This window comes from Collinsella aerofaciens (assembly GCF_040926265.1).
In the GTDB taxonomy this organism is placed as follows: domain Bacteria; phylum Actinomycetota; class Coriobacteriia; order Coriobacteriales; family Coriobacteriaceae; genus Collinsella; species Collinsella aerofaciens_BB.
In genome coordinates this window covers 12,520-33,688 of sequence record NZ_JBCOIL010000009.1, presented here as the reverse complement: position 1 = coordinate 33,688, position 21,169 = coordinate 12,520, and the positions used below count along the sequence as shown (strand labels likewise).

The window sequence follows — 21,169 nt, the reverse complement described above, 5'->3', positions numbered from 1 at the left end:
CGCTTATGGGCGGGACCCCCGCGACGCACGGCATCGCTCTCGCTGCGGCTCCCTGGCAACGCTCCCCAGGGTCGCGTTTCGTCCGCCTCCGCTCACGCCGGCCCAGCCCGCCGAACGGCTGCGCTCGATGGCTTCCAGAAGTCGCCATCGCTCCGCCGTGGTCGCCGGGCTGGGCCTCTCGCGCCGGGTCGCCGAGCGCCGTCGTGCGACGCTCCCCAGGGTCGCGTCTCCTCGGCGCCGGTTCAACCGGCGCTCACCTGCCCGGGCTCGCGTTGCCTTGGGCAACCGGCTCGCTCCGTGCAGGCAAGATATGGATTCCGTTGCACGGAATCATCTTGCCCGCCTGCGGCGGGACGGCGAACCGCTCCGAGGTCGCTCTCACCGAAGGGCAAAAGAAGGGGCCGGAACGCCTGTTGCGTCCCGGCCCAAATGCTCAGTCGTCTCGGCCGTTCTGGTTCTCCAGCGCCCTGCGCTCAAGCTCCCAGAACGCCCGCATCGCCGTCGCTATCCCGCGCAGCGTGAAGCGGACGGCGATGCCAGTCGAGCGGTCGACGGCAAAGCCGAGCCTTCCGCCGTTGACCTTCCTCATGCCCCCGAGAGACTTCGAGGGGAAGCGGTACTGGAGGCTCCCGCCCTTCGACCTGGCGAGCTCGATGCCGTCCCGCTTGAGCCGCCGCTCAAGCTCGCCCATCCGGTCGGGGCAGTCGCGCATGCGCCCGACCTCCTCGATTCGGCGAGCGACCGCGACGCGGATGCGGGCGTTCTCCGAGCGCGCGGCCTGCCCCTTTCGGGCCATGTCGCGCTCTTCCGTGCCGGGTTGCCTCGCGTGGACGCGCGAGTTGGCCTTGCCGCGCTCAAGCTGCCTGAGGCCGTACCTTTCGTCCAGGGTACGGACGGTCTTCACGCGTGATGCCGCCGCCTTTCGGGCGGGGCCCTCGTCGAGCCTTCGGCCGGTTTCCAGATCACTGCGGTTGATGCCGAGGTGCACGGCGTAGCGGTCGGTGGCGTCCGCGCGGCAGCGCTCGCGGTGCAGCACCATCACGACTTCCTGGTTGGGGTAGCGCTCGGCCACGTACTCCCTCGCATAGCGCATGCACAGCTCCGGCGTCATCTTCCCGCCGTTGAGGTCGCACTCGTCTGGGAGGAACCCGAGTATCTGGTGCTGCATGTAGGTACACTTGGCACCGGCCTTGCCGGGCCTGTCGTGACCCATGGCCGCCCTCGTGTCTGCCATCTCCTGAAACCAGCGGTCATCGTCGATGATGTTCTGCGTGCCGTGGGCGAGCGCCTTGTCGCGGTCCCAGGAGAGGTAATCCCTGAGTCTCGCGAGGTGCTTCTCGCTGCAGACGCTCGTCTGCTTTATCGCCGTCATGGTCGCCTCCCTAGTCGAGCGAGAGCCCGCTGAATTTGCCGCCCGGCTTGCTCCCGTTCTTCTTCTCCGGCTCGGGCCACTTTGGGCACCAGGTCGAGGCCTCCTCGCGCATCTTCCCAGCAGCTGACTCGTCGAGGCGGCGCTGGTAGGCGCGACGGTTCTCCGCCTCGTGCTCGGGGGTCCCGAGGTCGAAGTGCTCCCTTGTGGGCGTGTTGGTGCAGTCGGTGACGGGGGAGCGGAAGACGCCGGCTCGACATGCGGGCATACCGTTGTCCGCGTGCTTCACGACGATGATCCCGTCCCGGTCCGGGGCCATGTCGCGCCACTCCCAGGGGTGTATCACGTCGTCGGCGCTCTCGCTGTAGGACGTCGAGGAGGACGTGCCTGACGCGGCCCTGCCGTTGCTCGTGCCCTGCGTGTGGCGCGTGGTCTTGCCGATGAGCTCGGTGAAGTACCGGCGATCCTCCTCCTCTGCGAGCTTCATGGCGACCTTCACACCGCAGTTCGCGAGGATCTTCCTGCGGCCGTCTCTCTCGCCATACTTATTGAGCTGGGATGCGTCCTGCGTCGCTCCGACCCAGAACGTCCCGTAACTGCGCCCGAGACTGAGGAGGGCGGGCAGGCACTCGACGCGGGGCAGGTTGCCCCACTCGTCGCCGAGTATCTGCACGGGGCGGGGGAGCCTGCCGCCGTTCACGTCCGCGACCGCCTGGACCGAAGCCCAGAGCTGCGAGAGAAATATCGCCGCGATGCAGTTGTAGGGTGAGCCCTCGTCGAGCACGTGGAGGAAGACGGCGCTCTTCTCCGTGAGTACCGTGCGCGGGTCGATGTCGGAGCCGGAGGTCATCCAGGCGACCGGGGCGGACGAGAACGGGCGGAGTGCCACCTTGAGCGTCGAGAGGATGCTCCTGAGCTCGTTGCCGCCCGAGGAGATGAACTGCGACGCCCTTCCCTTGGCGGGGTGGCCGCTCGGCAGGGAGCGGAAGACGGCCTTCAGGGGCTCGGATGGGTCGTCGCCCTCTGCCTCGGTACCGCGGTCCAGGACTTCGCAGACGGTCGCGAGGTGCTTTGATCCCTCCGGGCACTCGTCGGACATTGAGACCAGCAGGACCAGGGCCGAGAGCAGGCCCCTGGCCGATGCCGTCCAGTGCGAACCCTTGCCCCTCTCGTCGTCCTGGACCACGAGCTCCGCGATGGCGTCCGCTGCCTGCTCAGCCTCCTGGTCGCGCTCCTCGGCATGGAGGTCGAGAACCTGCTTGAGCGGGTTGAACCTATGGCCGCGATAGGGGTGCTGCGTGTCGAGCAGGAGGACGCGGTAGCCACGACGGGCAAGCTCATCGCCCGTGAGCTCTATGAGCTCGTTCTTCACGTCGGAGACGACGAGGGTCGCGGGCTCGGAGCCGTTGGAGGCGTCGCCGTAGCTGAGCAGGTCGATTGAGGGGAGGTAGAGGAAGCGTGACTTACCTGACCCAGTGGCCCCTGATACGAAAATCATTTTCTTCGGCTCGTAGAGATAACAGGGCTTACCGCGATATTTGGTGAAACCGTAGACGAACCCGCGCGACGATGGGATCGTCGAGCCGTCCCAGGTCACGGACCCCTTCACGACCTCGCGACCTGTCTTGACGTGGGCGTCGCCGAGCACGCCGCCGTCCTCGGCTCGTGATTTGAGGGCGCTTGAGTAGGCGATGAGGGCGCAGGTGCAGAGTGCAAGGAGGAAGACGAACAAGGCCCCGAGGGGATGGGTGACGAACCCGTCCGAGAGCCACCAGCCGAGGACGGTCTTCGCGTCGAACGTTGTGGGAATTGCCGATGCGTCGAGTCCGTACCCGGCGACGAGCATGTCGATGGGGGCGGCGAGTACGGGGCATGCGAGGATCGCTAGGAAAAGGGATGATAGGAGCGCTGTGAGCATCTTGGTTTTCATGATAGTTCTCGATTCTTGGAGATGAGGTTTGAAAGCTGCGAGGCCGTGCTCGACACCAGTCGGACGGCCTCCGTGAGCTGTCGGGCCGTCTGCGCATCCACGCCATAGGCGTTTGCGGCATGGACGGCCTGGTTGAGGTTTCCGCCCTGCTTCTTCATCTGGTGGAGGATTTGCCGCAAGGTCGCCTCGTCGGCGACCTTGACGGGCTTCTGCCCGATGCGGAGGGCAGCTTCGCGCATGAACGTCGATGGGGCCATGTCAAAAGAGGAAGAGCGCGCCATGATGGCGGCACGCTCCTCCTCGGTCATGCGGACGTTGATATGCGCGGTCTTGCTGTTGCCGCGCATGGCCTAGCCCTCCTGGTCATAGAAGGTGGCATGGGGCGCGTCGAAGGTGAGCTTGGCGCTCCCAAGCGTGCCATAGCGTGCCTTAAGGACGCGAACGAGCAGGGGACGAACATCTAGCTCTGAGTTGTACTTCCGCTCCTTCTTGTCCCTGCCGTCGACCTGCAGGAAGAGAGCGTTGTCGGAGCCGTAGTCGATACCCTGCGAGCCAGCGAAGACGTTGAGCTCGGTGTTCGCATCGTTGTACTTATCGCGCGCGACGCTGCTTATCAGGAAAACGGGGACGTCATACGTCCGGGCGATGTTGCCCAGGGCTTGGACGCAAGCGGTGATGACAACGCGTTCTTCCGCGCGAACATTGAAATTGGTTGCTGCAATGAGTTGAAGGTAATCCACAAAAACGGCAGGGCGCTGCCCACGTTCGTGAATGCAATCACCGATGCAACGCCCGAGATCTTCCATGGACGTTTGGCTGTCCATGATGCACGAGTTAGGTGCTACGGTCTCGGCGTAGATGGCGCAGGCGTGCTCAAATGCCTCCCTCTTCTCGGGGATAGCCCCGGTCGCTTCGGAAAGGCTGAAGTCTCCGTTGCCGAGGCGCGTGATGCCCTTCTGAGCAATGCGATACGCGGGGAGTTCCGCGGAGTAGAAGACGGTGGGCACGCCTTGGGAGGCAAGGTCGTCGGAGATAACCTTGAGGAGCGTCGTTTTGCCGGCAGCGGGTGCCGCTCCGACTATGGTCAGGATTCCGGGTACGACGCCTCCGATGAGCTTGTCGAGAGAGGGGAGGCTGCGTATATGAGCCATGGGCTTACGCCCGTTCATTTCCTCGATATAGGTCTTGAGCTGATCGGCTTCGACGTTGAATGAGCTATTGGCTACAGGCTGCACGGATCCGACACCTCCAACTCGTGAAGGTACTCAAAAAAGCTGGACTCGATGACGAAGAGGCGGCTATGAAGCTTGAGGCAGCGACCGCTCTCTTTCATGAGCGATGCGGCGGCAACCTCCCCAAGCCCGGTCAGCTCACGAATCTCGGTGACGCCGAGCAGACGCTCGCGTCCCAGAACGACGCGAGGAGGAGCGGGTACGATACCCGCTTTGGGAACAACGGAATCTACCATGGTAGAATCTCCTTTGGTCTGCTCACTCCTCCCCACCTCAGTTTGGCGACTAGAGGGGAGGGGTGGGCGGCTTTTTGTTTCTATGGCCTTCTTTGGGCACCCCCATTCCGGCATTCGCTTATCTGTGCAATTTGATGATACTGCTTCTGGCAATCGAGGCGCTGAAGATTCAGAAAAAGTTCCGAAAAGTTTCGGATAAGCACTTTTACCTCGAAAAACAGGGTTATACTTACAATGAAAATCGATTGGAGGATGAAATGGAACGCTCCAGGAAACCGAAAAAACGAAAGTTTGGGACGACCGTCCTTGAACAGACCGATGACAACATCAGCATGTTCAAGGAACAACATCCGCAAGAGTTTAAGACTCCGGGGGAAGTGGTCGACCTTCTCGCGAGTCTATGTCTCCGCGTCAACAAGGGTGCGGCTGCAGAGCTGAGCGCTTTTTGTGCGCAACGGGTCAAGTCTATTCAGGATGAGCTTAGTGGATATGGCGATGCTGAGTCCCTGTCGCTCGCTGCCGACGATTTAAACGACAAGCTCTCTTATTACAAGGCTCTTCGTAACCATATGCTGCGATTTGTTCCGCAAGACAGCCTTGTTGATAAGGGGCCGTCAATGAAACGCGTGGACCTGCGAGGTGGCTCGTATCTCGTTGTCCCCGACGATTGGCCGGTGGTCAATGAGTCGAATGCTGCGTCATGCGACTATGCTTTCGTTCTTGAAGTGCGGAATGCAAGCGATGCAATTCCGCACTATGTTTATCTTTCCTCAAAGGAAGTCTGCCCTACGGATGAGGTGCTTGATGCGATAGCTGATATATGGCCGGGAATTCGTGATGTCCAGACTTCTCAGGTTGAGCCAATCTATGACAAGGACGGCGCGATTCTGAATACCGACGAATGGACGAAGGCACCCATAATCGGCGTCTTCCCCATTCGCGACGCCTCATCGTTTTCCTGGGAGGATAAAGCTCCATATGGAGCGATGGTCTATCGCCATTAGTCCATCTATGTTCAAAGCAAGGGAAGGGCCGGGTATATCTCGGCCCTTCCCTTATGAATTGCTCTCTTGGGAAATGAGCTCGCCGAAGGCATCTGCTGCCTTACGATCGTTTGCCTCGATGGCGTGGGAGTAGATGGAGAGCGTCGTACTTGGAGATGCGTGTCCAAGTCTTGCCTGGACAGTCTTCACGTCTGCGCCTTCTCCGATTAGGAGCGTCGCTTGCGTGTGCCGCAGGGCGTGGGGGACGAGCCCACTGTATCCCGTACCCCTCACGTGCTCTTTGCCGTTTCGCTGGAATCTTCTGGTGATATTGTTGTAGCTCCCAAAGCCGTTATCGACGCAGAAGTCGCGGAACCATCGGTCGAAGTTGTGTCCGTCTACGTTGACGACTGTGGCGTATATGCCATCCTCGGTCGTAACGACCTCTATGCCGTTAACGATAGGCGTCTTGTCGTCCTGATCGAGAGTGTATCGGTTGAGCTGCGCCCGCTGTTCCAGCTCCCATTTGCTGAGATAGCAGGCCAGGGAGTCGTTGATTGCTATGGTGCGTCGGCTCATCTTCGATTTTGGCGGTCGGAGAGTCTTGTCATTGGTGAACTGCTTCGACACGCTCAACGTGCGCTGCCCAAGATCGATGTCGCCCCAAGTCAAGCCGAGCATTTCGCCGCGTCGGAGACCACATTGGAGCAAGAGCATGGTGCCCGTTGCCTTGGCCGACAGTGGTTCATCCATGAGGCAAGACAGAAATCGTGAAGCCTCGTCTGCCGTAAGCGGAGTTCTTTCCCTGTAAGTTGGTTTGGGAAGCTTGATTGGCGTGCATGGGTTACGAAGGATGAGCTCGTTGTCTACGGCGTCTTGGAGAATCTGTCGCAGTTTGACATGTGTCCCGTGTAGCTCGGCTTCGGACATTCCCTTTTTGCGGGCGTTTGCGTAGATGTGCCGTATATCGTCAGGGTGGAGGTCAGTAAGTCGAATATGGCCGAACATCTCTTGAATGTGGCTAATATAGTTGCCCTCACGGGCATAGGCGAGCGGTGACTTGAAGCCGCCCTCTTCCCTTAGGCTGTGGAAGTTCTCGGCGTACTTTGCGACGGTGAGGTTTCCGCTGTCATGAACGATACCGGAGTTCAACTCCTCCTTGTATTCTTCCATGGCTTTGCGGAGCATTGCCTGTTGCGTGCGTCTGCTCAGACCTTCGCAGTGTAGCGTTCTCTTGGATGAGTAGGCGTATTTGCCCGTCTTGGGGTCCTTGCCGAGGTTGAAGCGGTATTGGAATACCCCTTCTTTAACTTGATATACGCTGCCGTTTCCGACGACTCGTGGTCTGGTGCTCATGGTGGGATTCCTTGGGATTAGGCTAGGGGCAAGCCCTTAAAGGCTTGCCCCTAGCCTAATCCCAAAATTCTACCCAGGCAAGAGTATCTGGGTAGAATTAGGGTAGAAAGTTTTTGAAGCCTATATCTCGCGATTCATGAAACATGCCGTCTTACATGCGGTTATATGAAGTTGTATAAAATTATAAAACACCAGCTCAAATAGAAATACAAGACCTCCTAAAGCGGGTGTCGACGGTTCGAATCCGCCCGGGGGCACCAGAGGAATATCGAGCCCGGTACCGCTGTGGTGCCGGGCTCTTCTGGTCTAAGGGCGGGATTCGGACCGTCGGCACCCGCGTCACTCATTTCCCCGCGGGGGGAGTTTTCGAATCCACCCGGGGGCACCAGAGGAATATCGAGCCCGGTACCGCTATGGTGCCGGGCTCTTCTGGTTCATGTCATGTCAAAAACGAAGCGCCCGCTTGCTGGGGGGAGCAAGCGGGCGCCTGTGAGCGAATATGTTTGCGGCGAAAGCCGCGATGAGCGGTGGGGTGGCGACTAGTTGGTCGTACCGGAATCGTCGCCCGTGCTCGTGCCCGAGCCCGAGCCCGAACCAGAAAGTGCGACCGTCAGCGTAATCGTGCTGTCGGTGGACTGCTTTCCAGTGGGGGAGACGCCCGTAACGGTGGCATCCTCGTTACCGCTTACGGGATTGCCGTTCTGGTCACAGAAGCCAATGTTATAGAAACCGGCGTTGTTGAGCGCGGTAACGGCGGCGGAAATGCTCTTGCCGTACAGGTTGCCCGGGACGGTGGCCTTGCCGGACTTCTTGGCGATGACGACGGTAATCGTGGCGCCGGGCTTCTGCTTGCCGCTGGGGTTCCAGCTGATCACGGTGCCCTCGGTAACCGAGTCGTTCTCCTGGTAGCTCACGTCGACACCAAAGCCTGCCATATCGAGGGCGTTGCGCGCCTGGGCCTCGGTCATGTCGGTCAGGTCGGGGACGGACGTGGTATCCGGGCCGCTCGAGACCTTGTACGAGATGGTCGTGCCCTTCGCGACTTCCTTACCGGCTTCGGTGCCCTGCTCAAAGACCTGGCCCTCATCAGCCTCGTTGGCCTCCTCGGAGGCGTTGCCCTTCAGGCCAACGCTTGCCAGTGCGGCTTCTGCTTGGTCCTTGGTCAGGCCGACAAGTTTGGGAACCTCAACCTTTTCGGAGGGCTTGGGGCCCTTGGAGATTACCAGGTTCACCTTGGTGCCCTTGGTCTTCTTGGTGTTGCCGTTGGGCGTCTGCTCGGCGACCTTGCCCTCGTCGACATCGTCGTTGTAGCTTTGGTCGATGGTGCCGACCTCGAGGCCGGCTTCCTTGATCAGCTCGACGGCAGTCTGCTGGTCCTTGCCCAGCACATCGGGCACGGTGACCTGCTCGCCGCCAAAGAGTCCTGTGGCAAAGGCCACCACGATGCCGATGACGGCAACGGCTGCCACCACGGCGGCGATGATCTTGTTCTTGTTGGATTTGGGCTTTTCGACCTCGTAGGCGCCGGTGGAGCCCGAAACCGAGCTGCGGGCGGTATTTTGGCCGCTCACGCCCGAGACGGGACGCACCATGGCGCGCGTCTGATCGGAAAGCTCGCGAGTCTTGGTGGCGCCCAGCTCACCGGGGGCACCGATGATGCGCGTGGGCTCCGAGACGTTGACGGCACGGCCCGACAGGTAGCTGTTGAGCACCTGACGCAGCTCGTCGGCGGTCTGGAAGCGGTTTGCGGGGTCCTTCTCCATGCACTTGAGGATGATGCGCTCAAGGTCGGCGTCGACACCGGAGTTGATCTGGCTCGGCGGAATAGGCAGCTCGTTGACCTGCTTGAGTGCGACCGAGATAGCGTCGTCACCGTCAAAGGGGACGCGGCCGGTGGCGCACTCGTACATCACGACGCCCAGCGAGTAGATATCCGAGGTGGGGCCGAGGTCCTGACCACGGGTCTGCTCGGGGCTGACGTAGTGGGCGGTTCCCAGCACGTTGTTGTCTTGCGTGAGGTGGCTGTTCTTGGCGCGCGCGATGCCAAAGTCCATCACCTTGATGTTGCCGTCGGGCAGCACCATGATGTTCTGCGGCTTAATGTCGCGGTGGATGATCTCGTGCTTGTGGGCGACCGAAAGCGCGGAGCTGATCTGCGAGCCGATCTGGGCGACCTTCTTGGGGTCGAGGGCGCCGTGGCTCTTGATGCCGCTCTTAAGGTCGGTGCCGCGCAGGTACTCCATGACGATGTAATAGGTGTCGCCGTCCTTGCCCCAATCGTAGACGCCCACGATATAGGGTGAGGAGAGACCGGCTGCTGCCTGGGCCTCCTGCTTAAAGCGTGCGGCGAAGGTCGCGTCGCCAGCATACTGCGGCAGCATGATCTTGACGGCTACCGTGCGGTCGAGAACCTGGTCCTGTGCACGGTAGACGGTCGCCATGCCGCCTGTTCCCACCTTATCCTTGAGGAGGTATCTTCCCCCGAGGACCCTCTGTTCCATTCCTGCTCCTAACATAACTATTCGCTCAACGATGTGTGTAGTACCTACGATGTGGCCGCTGGGGCCGTGTGACGCGTTGCCGCTAACCCTTAGGCCGCGGCGCGCCTCGGGTGTCCGATTCGATCATGGGCATCACGCTCCCTGTGCGGCAAGCGCCGCGGTCAGGACGATACCGGCGATCTTGGCGGCCTTGACGTCATGCTTGTCGAAATCCTCCAAGGCCACCGAGATGGCGACCGTGGGTGAATCGTAAGGTGCAAAGCCAACGAACATCGAGTTGACGTTGGTGCCGCCAGTCTCGGCCGAGCCGGTCTTGCCGGCGACCTTGACGCCGGGGATTTGGGCATCGGTGCCGGTGCCGGACTGGACGACGGCAAGCATGGCCTGCTTGACCTGGTCGGCCGTGGCGGAGCTGACGGCCTGACCAAGCGAGCGGGACTGCGTGGTCTTGACCACGGTTCCGTCCGGGGCGAGTACCTGGGCTACAAAGTACGGGTCCATGACCACGCCACTGTTGGCGATGGCGGCGGCAATCACGGCGTTTTGCATGACGGTGGTCTGCGGGCCGGGCGTGTGGTCCATGCCGACAGGCTGGCCGGCGCCGGCCCAGGCGGTCTCCCACTCGGTCATGAGCGACGGGTCGGCCATGATGGAGGCCGCGGAGGTCAGGTCCTGGCCGAGCTTTTGGCCGTAGCCAAAGGCGTTGGCAAACTGCACGAGCGTGTTTGCGCCAACTTCGTTTGCCACCTGGCCAAAGACGACGTTGGAGGACACGGCAAAGGCCTGCTGCAGGCTGATGGTGCCGTAGCTCTCGTTGGCATCGTTGGTGACCGGTGCGTTGCCGATGTCCATGGAGCCGGGCGCCTGGTAGGTGCTGGTAAGGCTGGCGGTACCGGTCTCGAGTGCCGCGGAAAGCGTAACGACCTTAAACGTTGAGCCCGGCGTGTACAGCGCGTCCATGGCGCGATTGTACATGGAGCCGTCCTCGCCGCCGCCCGTCTGCAGCAGGGCATCGATGTTGGTGTTGTCGTAGGTGGGCGAGCTGGCACATGCGAGCACCGCGCCGGTACGCGGGTCGATGACCACTACAGCGCCCTTAAAGCCCTTGAGCGCCTGCTCAGCAGCCGTCTGGATGCGCGAGTCGATGGTGAGCTTGGCGGTGTTGCCCGGCTGGGTCTGGCCCGCGAGCGACGCGATGGCGTTGTTCCAGCTGGAGTAATCCTTAGAGCCGGTGAGCGTGTCGTTCATGACGCTCTCGATGGCGGTGGTGCCATACTGCTGGCTCACGTAGCCAACCACGTGCGCTGCCAGGTTACCGTTGGGGTAGGAGCGTACGTAGGTGCCGTCCTCCTGCTGCAGCGACTCGGCCAGCGTCACGCCGTCGGACGTGATGATGGAACCGCGCTGGATGTACTTGGAGCGGGCGATGGTGTGGTTGTTGGTCGGCATGTCCTGATAGTCCTTGGCCTTGATGACCTGGACATAGGTGAGGTTGCCGATAAGGATGGCGAACAGCGCCGTAAAGGCGAGCACCGCACGGGTTAGACGGTTGGCGAGCGCAACGCGGCCGAGCACACCGGATTCAGGCGTGTCGAGCAGGCGACGGCGCATACGCGAGCCGATGGAATGGCTGCCGCTGCCGTAGGAAGACGAGGTGGCAAAGCGCGTGCCCGTCGGGGCGGCGGCAGATGCGACCTGATCATCGGTGATGGCGGCCATGGTGCCGGTGCCGGTAAGCTCGGCCTCGCGTCCGGTCGCCTCGTCACCGGCGCGCAGCAGGAGCGCGACGATGATAAAGCTCGCCAGCAGAGAGGAGCCGCCCTGGCTCATAAAGGGCAGGGTGACGCCGGTCAGCGGGATCAGGCGGGTGACGCCGCCCACGATCAAGAAGGCCTGGAAGCTGATGGCGGCCGTAAGGCCCGTGGCGCTAAAGGCGGCGAGGTCGGATTTAGCGCGGGCAGCCGTGGTGAGGCCACGCACGGCAAAGAGCATAAACAGGATGAGCACGGCGCCGCCGCCCAAAAGGCCCATCTCCTCGCCGATAGCCGAGAAGATAAAGTCGGACTCGACGACAGGGATGTTGTTGGCCATGCCGTTGCCGATGCCAACACCGACCAGACCGCCATCGGCAAGCGAGAAGAGCGACTGGACGATCTGGTAGCCCTGGCCCTGGGCGTCCTTAAACGGATCGACCCAAACCTGGAAACGCACCTGAACGTGCGACAGGAACTTGTAGGCGCCCACGGCTCCAACGGCTAAGAGCGCAAGGCCGATAACGACATACGAAAAGCGCCCCGTGGCAACGTAGAGCATCAGCAAGAAGATGGTGTAGAACAGCACGGCCGAACCTAGGTCGCGTTCGAAGACGACGACGAGCAGGCACACACCCCACACGGCAAACAGCGGCAGCAGCAGTCGCAGGCGAGGGATCTTAAAGCCCAGAATCTTGCGGTTGGAGATGGAGAGCAGCTCGCGGTTCTCGGCCAGGTAGCCGGCCAGGAACAGGACGATAAAGACCTTGGCGAACTCGCCGGGCTGGATGGTAAAGCCCGCGATGCGAATCCACAGCTTGGAGCCCGAGATCGTGGTGCCGATAAAGATAGGCAGCATCAGCAGAATGATGCCGATGATGCCAAAGGTGTACTTGTAGCGCATGACCACGCCGAGGTTTTTGACTAGTGCAAGCGTTCCCACCATGAGCGCCACCGAGACAAACAGGATGATGAGCTGTGAGATGGCGAGAGCGGGGGCGAGACGCGTCACGAACGTGATGCCGATGCCCGAAAGTATAAATACGATGGGCAGGATGGCGGGGTCGGCACCGGGCGCCAAGATGCGCACGGCAATGTGGGCCGCGGCAAAGGCGGCAAAGAGGCCGATCGGTACGGCGAGCGTCTCAAAGGAGATGGCAGCGCCCGCGGTGAGGACGTACATCGCATACAGCAGGATGACGGGGAACGCCGAGGCGATGAGCAAGAGCAGCTCGGTGTTGCGGCGACTCATAAGCGGCACTCCCTTTCTAATTCTTATCGGAGGCTTCGGCCTCGGCGGACTGTTCGGCGGTTTTCTCGGAATCTGATTCGGAGGTCGATCCCTGATTGGTGTTGTCGCGAATCGTTTGCGCGTCGATCACCTGGCGGGTCTGCTCCTCGTCGATCTGGTGGCGGTACTTGGATATCGTGTCCTGCGCATCGTCGACACTTGTTTGCGGAATGCCCGCCTTGAGGCGGTTTTGCGTGTCTTCGGGCAGGTCGGACAGCTTGATGCTGGTTTCGCTTTCGAGCCAGTGGAGCTTGAGTCCGAGTGGCTTGCCGGGCAGGCCGCGCCAGACGGCGACATTGCCCTGGTAGGTACCCAGGTAGTACGAGCCGGTGACACCCGTGTAGGCCCAGATGCCAGCTGCCAGCACAAAGACGAGGGCCAGGATGGCGGCGATAGTAACGTTGCGGCGACGCACGCGTTGCGCCTCGCGCATAACGCCATCGTCAACCAGGTCAACGACTACTACGGTCACGTTGTCGTGGCCGCCGGCGGCAAGCGCCGCGTCCACTAGGTTGTCGACGCAGATTTGCGCGGTTGAGGACTGCGTGGCGATGTTCTCGATATCGCTATCGGGAATCATGCTCGAGAGGCCGTCGGAGCACAGGATCAGGCGGTCGCCTTCCTCGATATGCAGAGTGAAGTGGTCGGCATACATGGCGGGGTCCGAGCCCAGTGCGCGGGTGATGACCGAACGGTTGGGGTGGACGCGAGCCTCGTCTGCCGTGATCTCGCCGGCGTCCACGAGCTCCTCCACGTAGGAGTGGTCGCGGGTCACGCGGATGAGCGTGCCCTCGTGGAGCAGGTAGGCGCGCGAGTCGCCCACGTGGGCGATGGCGAGCGTGTCGTTTTCGATATAGGCGCAAGTGGCCGTGCAGCCCATGCCGGGCTTGCCCAGGCCGTTCAGGGCCGCCTCGATTACGGCGGCGTTGGCTGCCTCGACGGCTGCGGCCAGGCGTGCTGCGTCGGCGGACTGTGGGGCCGTCTTGGCAATAGTCTCGACGGCGATGGAAGAGGCTACCTCGCCGGCAGCGTGACCACCCATGCCGTCGCATACGCAAAAGAGCGGCGACTGCACCAGGTAGGAATCCTCATTGTGCGGGCGCACGCAGCCAACGTCGGAGCGGGCGCCCCACATGAGTTGCGTGGTGGTGCCGGCATCATAGGTCGAGTCGGTCTCGATGCGCTCCTCGGTCAGGGGCTCAAAGCTCATGGTCGAGCCGGGGTCTTTGAGCTTGGCCTCAACGGCGGCAACGTCGATCTCTGCTGTGTCACCGGGAGAGACGGTGTCGGTCTCGGCGTTTGATTCGGAATCGCCGGTGTCCGGGGAGTCGGGCTCCTCGGAAACGCGGGCGGTCGACTCGTCATCTTGCGGGCTGACGTCTATAGGCTCGGGCGCCGGCGTAGACGCGGGCGCAACCTCGGATGCCGGGGCTATGGGAAACGCCGGCGCGGCGGGCTCGGGTGCCGCAAACACCGCAGCGCTCTCGTTGATTGCCGCGGCGACGGGCTCTGCAAAGTGAGCCGGCGCCGGGGTTGCTTCGGGCGCTGTGGGCTGTTCCGCAGCATGTGCGCCGATGGGCGCCGCTGCGGCATCCTCTTCGTCCTCGTTATCGGCGAGATCCGAAATATCATGCGTTACATGCGAAAGAGGCAGGGAGAACACGGTGTCCTCGGGCTCCACGGGTGCGGAGCCCGCCGGAGCGGCGTGGGCCGGCGCAGCTGTGGCGGCAGCCGGTGCCTCGGTCATAGTTGCGGACTTGTTCTCCTCGTCGATCATCGACGGTTCACCTTCATGACCACGTCGCCAATCTGGACTTCGTCGCCCTCGCGCAGCGTTGCGGGCTCCACGAGCTGGCGGCCGTTGACGAGCGTGCCGTTAAGCGAGTTGAGGTCCTCGATGATGAGCGCCGGGCCCTGCAGCGAAAAGCGCGCATGCGAGGCCGAGACGAACGGTTCGTTGATGCAGATGTCCGAAGATGGCGAGCGACCGACGATGACGGGGCCGAGCATGTCTACGTGGATGCCGCGGATACCGCGCGGACCCTTGTCCACATCAATCGTCCAGATAGCCGAGTCGCGGCGCTGCCCGCGCACAAGTCCCACGCCGGTCTTCATGACGGCGAACAGGAAGATATAGAGCAGGGCGACCAGGACGATGCGGCCTGCAAAAAGGACGATATCGATGTTCATAAGCGACTATCCCCTAAATTCAAAGGTGCTCAGGCCAAACGTCAGCAGATCGCCGTTGCGCAGCGGGCAGCGCGTAATGCGGCGGTTGTTGACGAGCGTGCCGTTGGTGGAATTGAGGTCCTCGATCGACCAATCCGAGCCCGTAAAGGTGAGCTGGGCGTGGCGGCGCGACACGTTGGGGTCGCGCAGGGCAATGTCGGAAACTGAGCGCTCGCGACCGATGGTTACCTGTGCGGAGGTGATGCTATGGCTCTCGCCGCTCACGACGTCGACGAGCTGGGCGAGCGGGCGCTGCGGGGCGCGAGTGCTCGCCATGTTGGAGGCGATGCCGGCTGCGGCGCCTAGGCCCACGGCGGCACCGGTCGCGGCGGCTCCGCCCATGCCGGCAAGCGCGTCGCGCGAGACGGTCTGCGGCACCGGGATGGGTGCTGCGGCGGGGTCGGGGACGCTAGGCGCGAAGGGGTCTGCCACGGCAAGCGGGTCGGGAGCGGCGGCGCGAGGCGTCGGCTGCTGCTGGGGCATGGCGGCGGGGCGCTGCTGCTGCGGGGCAGCAAACTGCTGCTGGCCGGCGCGCGGGGCGCTGGCGGCACGGCTTGCCGCGGAGTTGTTCTGGCCCAGGCCGTTTTGATAGGCGCGCTCTTCTTCGTACAGGCGGCCGAGCGTGGGGGCATCGACGTTCTCGGCAAAGACCGAGAACTTGCCGGCGCGCAGCTGCGGATCGATCATAAAGCGCACGAGGGGCTCGCCGACAAAGACATAGCGGCGCTTTTCGGCCTGCGCCTTCACAAACTCGCGGACCTCGCGCGAAAGCTCGGGGTAGAACGGGGCGAGCATGGGATCGTCGTCGGCGGCGATAAGGATGGTATAGAGTGCCGGCGCCGTGTTGACGCCGTTGATCACCAGAGTCTGATCCTCCATGTCGCGAGCGGCCTGCTTGGCAAGCTTCTTAAAGGAGAACGGGGCACGGGTGGCACCGAAGATGCCGGCCACGTGGTCCTCGAAGATGTTCAGGAAGTTCACGAAAGATCACTCTCCGTATAGGTTCTTTGGTATCCGAGCAAATATAGGCATATCCCAACGATTATAGAGGATAGGGTTCCCGCAACCGCCGCCTTGGCGACGACCGCGGCTGCAAGGCTGGCAATTTCCATATGGTGTGCAAGACAGGACGCCGCTGCGCAGCCGATGCCGGTGACAGCGATGGCGGCGATTGCGGCAAGGTTTGAGCCCTGATTGGCACGCTTGGCATGGGCATTGAGCAGCGCAGATGACGCCGCGGCAGTTGCCGCGACCAGCACAAAGGCAGCCCAAAGGAGCGGGTCTCCCAGCGCTGCGGCAACGTTACCGAGCCCCAGTACGCCTCCGGCTGAAAGCGCGACCGTGGCCAGACGGGCAAAAAGCGCGCCCATGCCCGTTGCCGCGGCGGCGCTTGCCGGGCCGAGCCAAAATGACGCGACGCCGGCGGCGACCCCAGCTGCCAGGAAGGTATTGCCGGTCAGACAGCCAAGCGCGAGTGCACAGGTGAGTGCGGCGCTCGCGGCAGCCTCGGTGCGACCCCAGGCGATCCACCAACCGGACATGGCGGCGGCAAAGATCACCGCGACGGGCAACATCGACAGGATGCCCTGCGCCTGCATGGTGGCGTTGGCCATGAGCACCAAAAAGCCCACAGCCGAGATGGCCGAGCCAATCTGGGGGGCCAGGCCAGCCGCCGCTCCGATTGCGATAGCCGCAATGACCAGGCCGGGAAGCGCCGCGACCCCGGCCGTTTGCATCAGCAAAAAGCTAAAGGTGCCGCACGTTAGCGCCGAGATAATGTGCATGGTGTAGTCGCGCGCATGGCTCCAGCGCGTGCCTGCCCAGCCGAGTGCGGGGTCGACCTCGATGGCGTCGTCCTCGTAGTGCGACGGCTCGATACCGTCGAGCTCCTGCTCGTCATCCGAAAGCTCGCCAACCATTTGCTCCAGGCTGCGACGGCCCTCGCGCACGCTGCCCAGACCGGCAAGGAGCTGGTCGCAAAATGCCTCGATGCTGTTGGGGCGGTTCTGCGGCATGGGGGAGAGCGCGCTCATGAGCGCGCTCTCGGCTCCCGGGGGAAAGTGTGGTATCAGCTCGCTGGGATAGGTGGCGCCGCCGATGATGCGGTCGAGCGAGTCGGCGGGCGTGGCCGCCATAAAGGGAGCGCTGCCGCACAGGCCCTCGTAGATCACACAGGCGAGGGCGAAGACATCGGCGCGCTCGTCGACCGTGCCGGTCTCGATATCGAGCTGCTCGGGCGGCATGTAGCCGATGGTGCCGCCGCGCGAGCCGCCAAAGCCACCGGCGGACGACAGTCGCGCCATGCCAAAGTCGGTGAGCTTTACATTGCCCGAGTGGTCGATGAGCACGTTGGCGGGCTTAATGTCCAGGTGGAGTACGCCATTACTATGGGCGAAGGTGAGCGCCTGGCCCAGGGCATCGGCAATGGCCGCGGCCTCGTCAAAGGTAAGTGAGTGGCCGTCCACGCGGTGCAAAAACTCGGCCAGCGACATGCCATCGACATATTCCATAACCAGGTAGGCATAGGCTGTGTCGTGCGTAAAGTCGATGACCTGCACGATATTGGGATGTTGAAGCATGGCGGCAGTGTGCGCCTCGCGCAGGACATCCATGATGTCGCTGGCGGGCATGCCGGCACCGTTGATAAGGGGGATGCGTTTAATGGCGACGCGGCGGCGCAGGTGCGTGTCGCGGCAGATCTCGATGGAGCCGAAACCGCCGGTCGCAAGTGTCTCGAGCGGCTGGTACCGCTTGAGCAGCTCGCGAGAGCTGGTGCCCTCCAAGGGAACGTCCGGCGAGAACCGGGCGGTATGTTGCGAGAAAAGCGGCATGGCCAACCCTCGTGCGTTTAAAGTTCGTTTGCGAGTGGCGGGCGCGGAGCCGAGCCGTTCGCGGTGGCATAGATGCTGCTAGTGTAGCACGCTCGGGTGCATGGGGAGGATAGCGGGATGCGAGGCTGCCTGTCTGGCTTGGCCTTAGCGCTTCTTCTTGTTCTTCTTCTGCTTGCGCTTGGTCTCCTGGGGCTTGTCGCCCTGCTTGGCCTCGGCGGCGGCCTTCTCGGCCTTCATTTTCTTCTTCTTGGTCTCGATGCGGAGTTTTTTGTTGATGCGCGCCTTAAGGAAGGGACCGAACTGCTCGGCATCGCCGCGGACAAAGGTGTCCTTAGGGATCGTCACGCCCTGGTCGGCGAACATGGCCACAAAGATGCGCTCGCCGTCGAGCACGTGGTCGAGCTTTTCAAACGGGAAGAACTGTGACTTGCCGCTCTTGCCCCAAACCATCAGGCCGTCCTCGTTGGCGGCGACGCGGCGATAGCGGCCACCCATGGACTCGTCGGCCTCAACGGCGTCGATAAAGTCGCGGGCGAGGGTGTGGTGCAGGTTTTTGCTCCACCAGGCCAAAAAGGCGCCGAACACGATCAGGACGACGCCAAACTTGATCCAGTTGCCGCCGGCCACCAGCATGCCGATGCCGATGAGCGCGGCAATTGCCGCGGCGACATACAGCGAGCCGCGACGCCTGGGCGAGGCGACCAGGCGGGCGAAGTCGGTGACCAGGTCGTTTTCGTACTGGTACTCGTTGAGGTACAGGATGCCGTCGTCGGCTGCGGCCTGCTCCTCGAGCGCGACCTCGACCTGGTCGGCTGCTTCGGAGGGGACGAGGTTGCTCTCTGCGTCTGCCATGCTCTTTGGACTCCTATCGCGGCGGGCTCGCCGTACGGGTATTATGGAATGCAGTATGCCGTGCGACCGCATGGCCGCCGCGGCAACAAGACTCAGTATACCCGGGGGAGCACCCATGGAATCGTTGTACCGAAAGTATCGCCCGCTCACCTTTGACTCCGTGGTGGGCCAGCAGCATATCGTCTCGACGCTCGAGCACGCCATCACCGAGGGGCGCCTGTCCCACGCGTACCTATTCTGCGGACCGCGCGGCACGGGCAAGACCACCATGGCGCGCATTCTGGCCAAGGCGCTGCTGTGCCGCAATGCCGAGGCGGCGCGCGCCGAGGGTGCAAGCGGCTGCATGCCCGACGGTACTTGCGAGGAGTGCGAGCTCATCGCCGAGGGCAACCACCCGGATGTCTACGAGCTCGATGCCGCAAGCCGTACTGGCGTGGACAACGTGCGCGAGGAGATCATCAACTCCGTCAACTTTGCCCCGGTGCGCGGCAAGTACAAGATTTATATCATCGACGAGGTCCACATGCTCACGACGGCGGCGTTCAACGCGCTGCTCAAGACGCTTGAGGAGCCGCCGGCACACGTGATCTTTGTGCTGTGCACCACCGACCCGCAAAAGATTCTGGAGACCATCCTCTCGCGCTGCCAGCGCTTCGATTTCCATCGTATCGGCAACGAGGATATTGAGCATCGCCTGGCATACGTGTGCGAGCAGGAGGGCTTCGATTACGACGACGAGGCGCTGGCTATCGTGGCACGCCATGCCAAGGGCGGCATGCGCGACGCGTTGTCCACGCTGGAGCAGCTGAGCGTTTTTGGCAACGGCGCCGTGCATGCGGACGATGCCCGCTCGCTTTTGGGCGAGGTTTCGGACCAGATCCTGGGCGAGTTTGCCCGCGCCATTGCCGATCGCGATGTTGCCGAGCTCTATGGACTGATCCGTGCGCAGGTCGAGGAAGGAAACGACCTGCTGGAGCTGACGCGCGACCTGGTGGCGCATGTGCGTGACGTGTACGTTGCCTGCGTTGCCGGTGCCCGTGCCGAGCTGTTTGAGGGCGGTGCCGAGCAGGCCGAGGCGCTTGCTGCCGAGGCCGCTGCCTTTGGCGAGCATCCTGCCGACCGCCTGGCCCGTGTGCTGACGGTGCTCGACGATGCCGCACTGGAGATGAGGGGCGCGAGCGACGTGCGCCTGGTGCTCGAGATCGCCTGCACGCGCCTGGCACGTCCCGAGGCCGATTTAACGATTGAGGCATTGGCCGAGCGCGTGGCACGTCTGGAGGCCATGGTTGCCAACGGCGCCGTGCCGGCGAGCGTGGCCGCTGCTCAGGCCGCCGCGCCTGCAGCATCCGTACCCGCTGCTGCCCAACAGCCGACGCTCATTTCGGGCGCCCGTGCTGCCGCTCCGGCGGCATCCGCTGCCCCCGCTGCTACGTCCGCGCATCAGGGTGGCATGCCTTGGGACCGCGGCGCTGCTGTTCCGGCTGCCCAGCCTGCTCCCCGTTCTGCGTCCGTGTCAGCTTCCAAGTCTGCAGCGCCTGCACCTCAGCCTGCGCCGACTTCGACGCCTCAGCCCGTTGCTGCCCCCGCGCCTGCCACCGCTCCGGCACCTAAGCCCCAGTCCAACAATGCCGCCCAGGTTGCCGCCGCCGGTGCTGCCGAGACGCCCGCGGTCGAGGATGCCGGAGAGCTGCAGCGCAAATGGGCCGAGGTCGTCGAGCGTGTCAAGGCGCGTCAGGCTTCCTACGCAGGGCTTTTGCTCAACGCCCGCGCCACGGCCGACGACGGCTCCAAGCTCACCGTCTCGTTCCCCGCGGGCTCGACCTTTGCCATCAAGATGCTCGGTCGCGCCGATACGCAATCGGTGGTCCTGCCGACGGTCTGCGCAGTCTTCGGTCGTCGTACCGTCGACTATGTCTTGGATGGGGGTGGCACGCCGGCTCCTCAACATGAGGAGCATTCTCCATCTGCACGGGCTGCGGCATCTGCGGACCCGCAACCCGTGTCCTCGGCGGCCCCTGCATCCTCGAGCGCCAGCGCGCCGCAGCGGCAAGCGACACCGGTAGCGGCGTCGACCCCGTCGGCGCCTAAGCCCGCGGCGCCCAAACCGGCTGCTCCGATACCCGTGTCCAAGCCCGCCTCGCCCGCGCCCAAGTCGTCTGACCTAGGCAAAGCCCCCTGGCTACGCTCCGACAACCCCGCCGGCGCTCCTGCCACGGGTAAGCTCCCGACCGAGCCCGCACCCCGTGCGCCCGAGCGCTCGGCTGCCCCCAAGGCTCAGTCTGTCGCGCAGTCCGCGCCGTGGGAATCCGAGCAGGTGCCCTACGACGACGCCATGGTCGGCGGCTTTGCCGGCGATGCGAGCGGGGACGATCTGCCTCCGTTCGACGTGCCGGGTGCGGCGTCCGCGCCCAAGTCCGCTGCAACTGCCCCCAAAGAGGAGGGCGCTCCTGCAGCTCCCTGGGAGTCCAACCCCGGTGCGGGCAGCCCCTTCGGCCATCAGGGTGCAGCCCCGAGCATCCCGCAGACCGAGGACGAGGCCAAAGCCCTCATCCGCAGCGTCTTCGGCCAGTCCACCATCTTCAAGCCGGTGGAGTAGCTGTACGGGCGG

At 63.1% G+C, this 21,169-nt stretch carries 15 protein-coding genes; 2 read left to right on the top strand and 13 right to left on the bottom strand.

Going from position 1 to position 21,169, the window contains the following annotated elements; translation table 11 throughout:
* Nucleotides 1-433: 433 nt before the first annotated feature.
* From AB5767_RS04065 to AB5767_RS04045, 5 genes are read right to left on the bottom strand one after another with little or no spacing between them, the layout of a single operon-like run.
* Nucleotides 434-1,372: a relaxase/mobilization nuclease domain-containing protein gene (locus AB5767_RS04065; RefSeq protein WP_368131621.1), complete on the bottom strand. Its 939-nt coding sequence runs from the start codon at nucleotides 1,370-1,372 to the stop codon at nucleotides 434-436.
* Nucleotides 1,373-1,382: 10 nt separating this feature from the next.
* Nucleotides 1,383-3,299 carry a type IV secretory system conjugative DNA transfer family protein gene (locus tag AB5767_RS04060; protein WP_368131623.1) on the bottom strand — a complete coding sequence of 639 codons (1,917 nt, stop codon included), beginning with the start codon at nucleotides 3,297-3,299 and terminating at the stop codon, nucleotides 1,383-1,385.
* Nucleotides 3,296-3,646 carry a plasmid mobilization protein gene (locus AB5767_RS04055; RefSeq protein ID WP_368131624.1) on the bottom strand — a complete coding sequence of 117 codons (351 nt, stop codon included), beginning with the start codon at nucleotides 3,644-3,646 and terminating at the stop codon, nucleotides 3,296-3,298. The genes AB5767_RS04060 and AB5767_RS04055 overlap by 4 nt, the downstream gene beginning before the upstream one ends.
* Before the next feature lie 3 nt (nucleotides 3,647-3,649).
* Nucleotides 3,650-4,534 (bottom strand): DnaB-like helicase C-terminal domain-containing protein, encoded by an 885-nt coding sequence (locus tag AB5767_RS04050; protein ID WP_368131625.1) that lies wholly within the window; start codon nucleotides 4,532-4,534, stop codon nucleotides 3,650-3,652.
* The gene (locus AB5767_RS04045; RefSeq protein ID WP_195247073.1) at nucleotides 4,522-4,767 is read right to left on the bottom strand and encodes a hypothetical protein; all 246 of its coding nucleotides are present in this window, start codon (nucleotides 4,765-4,767) and stop codon (nucleotides 4,522-4,524) included. The genes AB5767_RS04050 and AB5767_RS04045 overlap by 13 nt, the downstream gene beginning before the upstream one ends.
* A gap of 62 nt (nucleotides 4,768-4,829) precedes the next feature.
* Between AB5767_RS04045 and AB5767_RS04040 the strand changes: the two genes are divergently transcribed.
* Nucleotides 4,830-5,771 carry a hypothetical protein gene (locus tag AB5767_RS04040; RefSeq protein WP_368131626.1) on the top strand — a complete coding sequence of 314 codons (942 nt, stop codon included), beginning with the start codon at nucleotides 4,830-4,832 and terminating at the stop codon, nucleotides 5,769-5,771.
* 51 nt (nucleotides 5,772-5,822) lie between these two features.
* Here AB5767_RS04040 and AB5767_RS04035 read toward each other — a convergent pair whose 3' ends face one another.
* The 8 genes from AB5767_RS04035 to AB5767_RS04000 form a co-directional block, all read right to left on the bottom strand.
* Nucleotides 5,823-7,106, bottom strand: coding sequence for a tyrosine-type recombinase/integrase (locus tag AB5767_RS04035; protein ID WP_368131628.1), 1,284 nt, complete (start codon nucleotides 7,104-7,106; stop codon nucleotides 5,823-5,825).
* A 539-nt stretch (nucleotides 7,107-7,645) separates the two neighbouring features.
* Nucleotides 7,646-9,607, bottom strand: coding sequence for a Stk1 family PASTA domain-containing Ser/Thr kinase (pknB, locus tag AB5767_RS04030; RefSeq protein ID WP_368131630.1), 1,962 nt, complete (start codon nucleotides 9,605-9,607; stop codon nucleotides 7,646-7,648).
* A 132-nt stretch (nucleotides 9,608-9,739) separates the two neighbouring features.
* Nucleotides 9,740-12,610, bottom strand: coding sequence for an FtsW/RodA/SpoVE family cell cycle protein (locus AB5767_RS04025; RefSeq protein ID WP_368131632.1), 2,871 nt, complete (start codon nucleotides 12,608-12,610; stop codon nucleotides 9,740-9,742).
* Between the two features lie 16 nt (nucleotides 12,611-12,626).
* Nucleotides 12,627-14,426, bottom strand: coding sequence for a Stp1/IreP family PP2C-type Ser/Thr phosphatase (locus tag AB5767_RS04020; protein WP_368131633.1), 1,800 nt, complete (start codon nucleotides 14,424-14,426; stop codon nucleotides 12,627-12,629).
* On the bottom strand, nucleotides 14,423-14,839 hold the full coding sequence (locus AB5767_RS04015; protein ID WP_006235180.1) for an FHA domain-containing protein: 417 nt from the start codon (nucleotides 14,837-14,839) through the stop codon (nucleotides 14,423-14,425). The genes AB5767_RS04020 and AB5767_RS04015 overlap by 4 nt, the downstream gene beginning before the upstream one ends.
* Before the next feature lie 6 nt (nucleotides 14,840-14,845).
* Entirely contained in the window at nucleotides 14,846-15,859 is a 1,014-nt protein-coding gene (locus AB5767_RS04010; protein WP_035136732.1) for an FhaA domain-containing protein, read from the bottom strand.
* On the bottom strand, nucleotides 15,856-17,709 hold the full coding sequence (locus AB5767_RS04005; protein WP_368132815.1) for a serine/threonine-protein kinase: 1,854 nt from the start codon (nucleotides 17,707-17,709) through the stop codon (nucleotides 15,856-15,858). The genes AB5767_RS04010 and AB5767_RS04005 overlap by 4 nt, the downstream gene beginning before the upstream one ends.
* Before the next feature lie 144 nt (nucleotides 17,710-17,853).
* Entirely contained in the window at nucleotides 17,854-18,561 is a 708-nt protein-coding gene (locus AB5767_RS04000; protein ID WP_195233879.1) for a hypothetical protein, read from the bottom strand.
* Nucleotides 18,562-18,676: 115 nt separating this feature from the next.
* Here AB5767_RS04000 and dnaX point away from each other — a divergent pair, with 115 nt between their 5' ends.
* On the top strand, nucleotides 18,677-21,157 hold the full coding sequence (gene dnaX, locus AB5767_RS03995) for a DNA polymerase III subunit gamma/tau (protein WP_368132353.1): 2,481 nt from the start codon (nucleotides 18,677-18,679) through the stop codon (nucleotides 21,155-21,157).
* The last annotated feature ends 12 nt before the right edge of the window (nucleotides 21,158-21,169 follow it).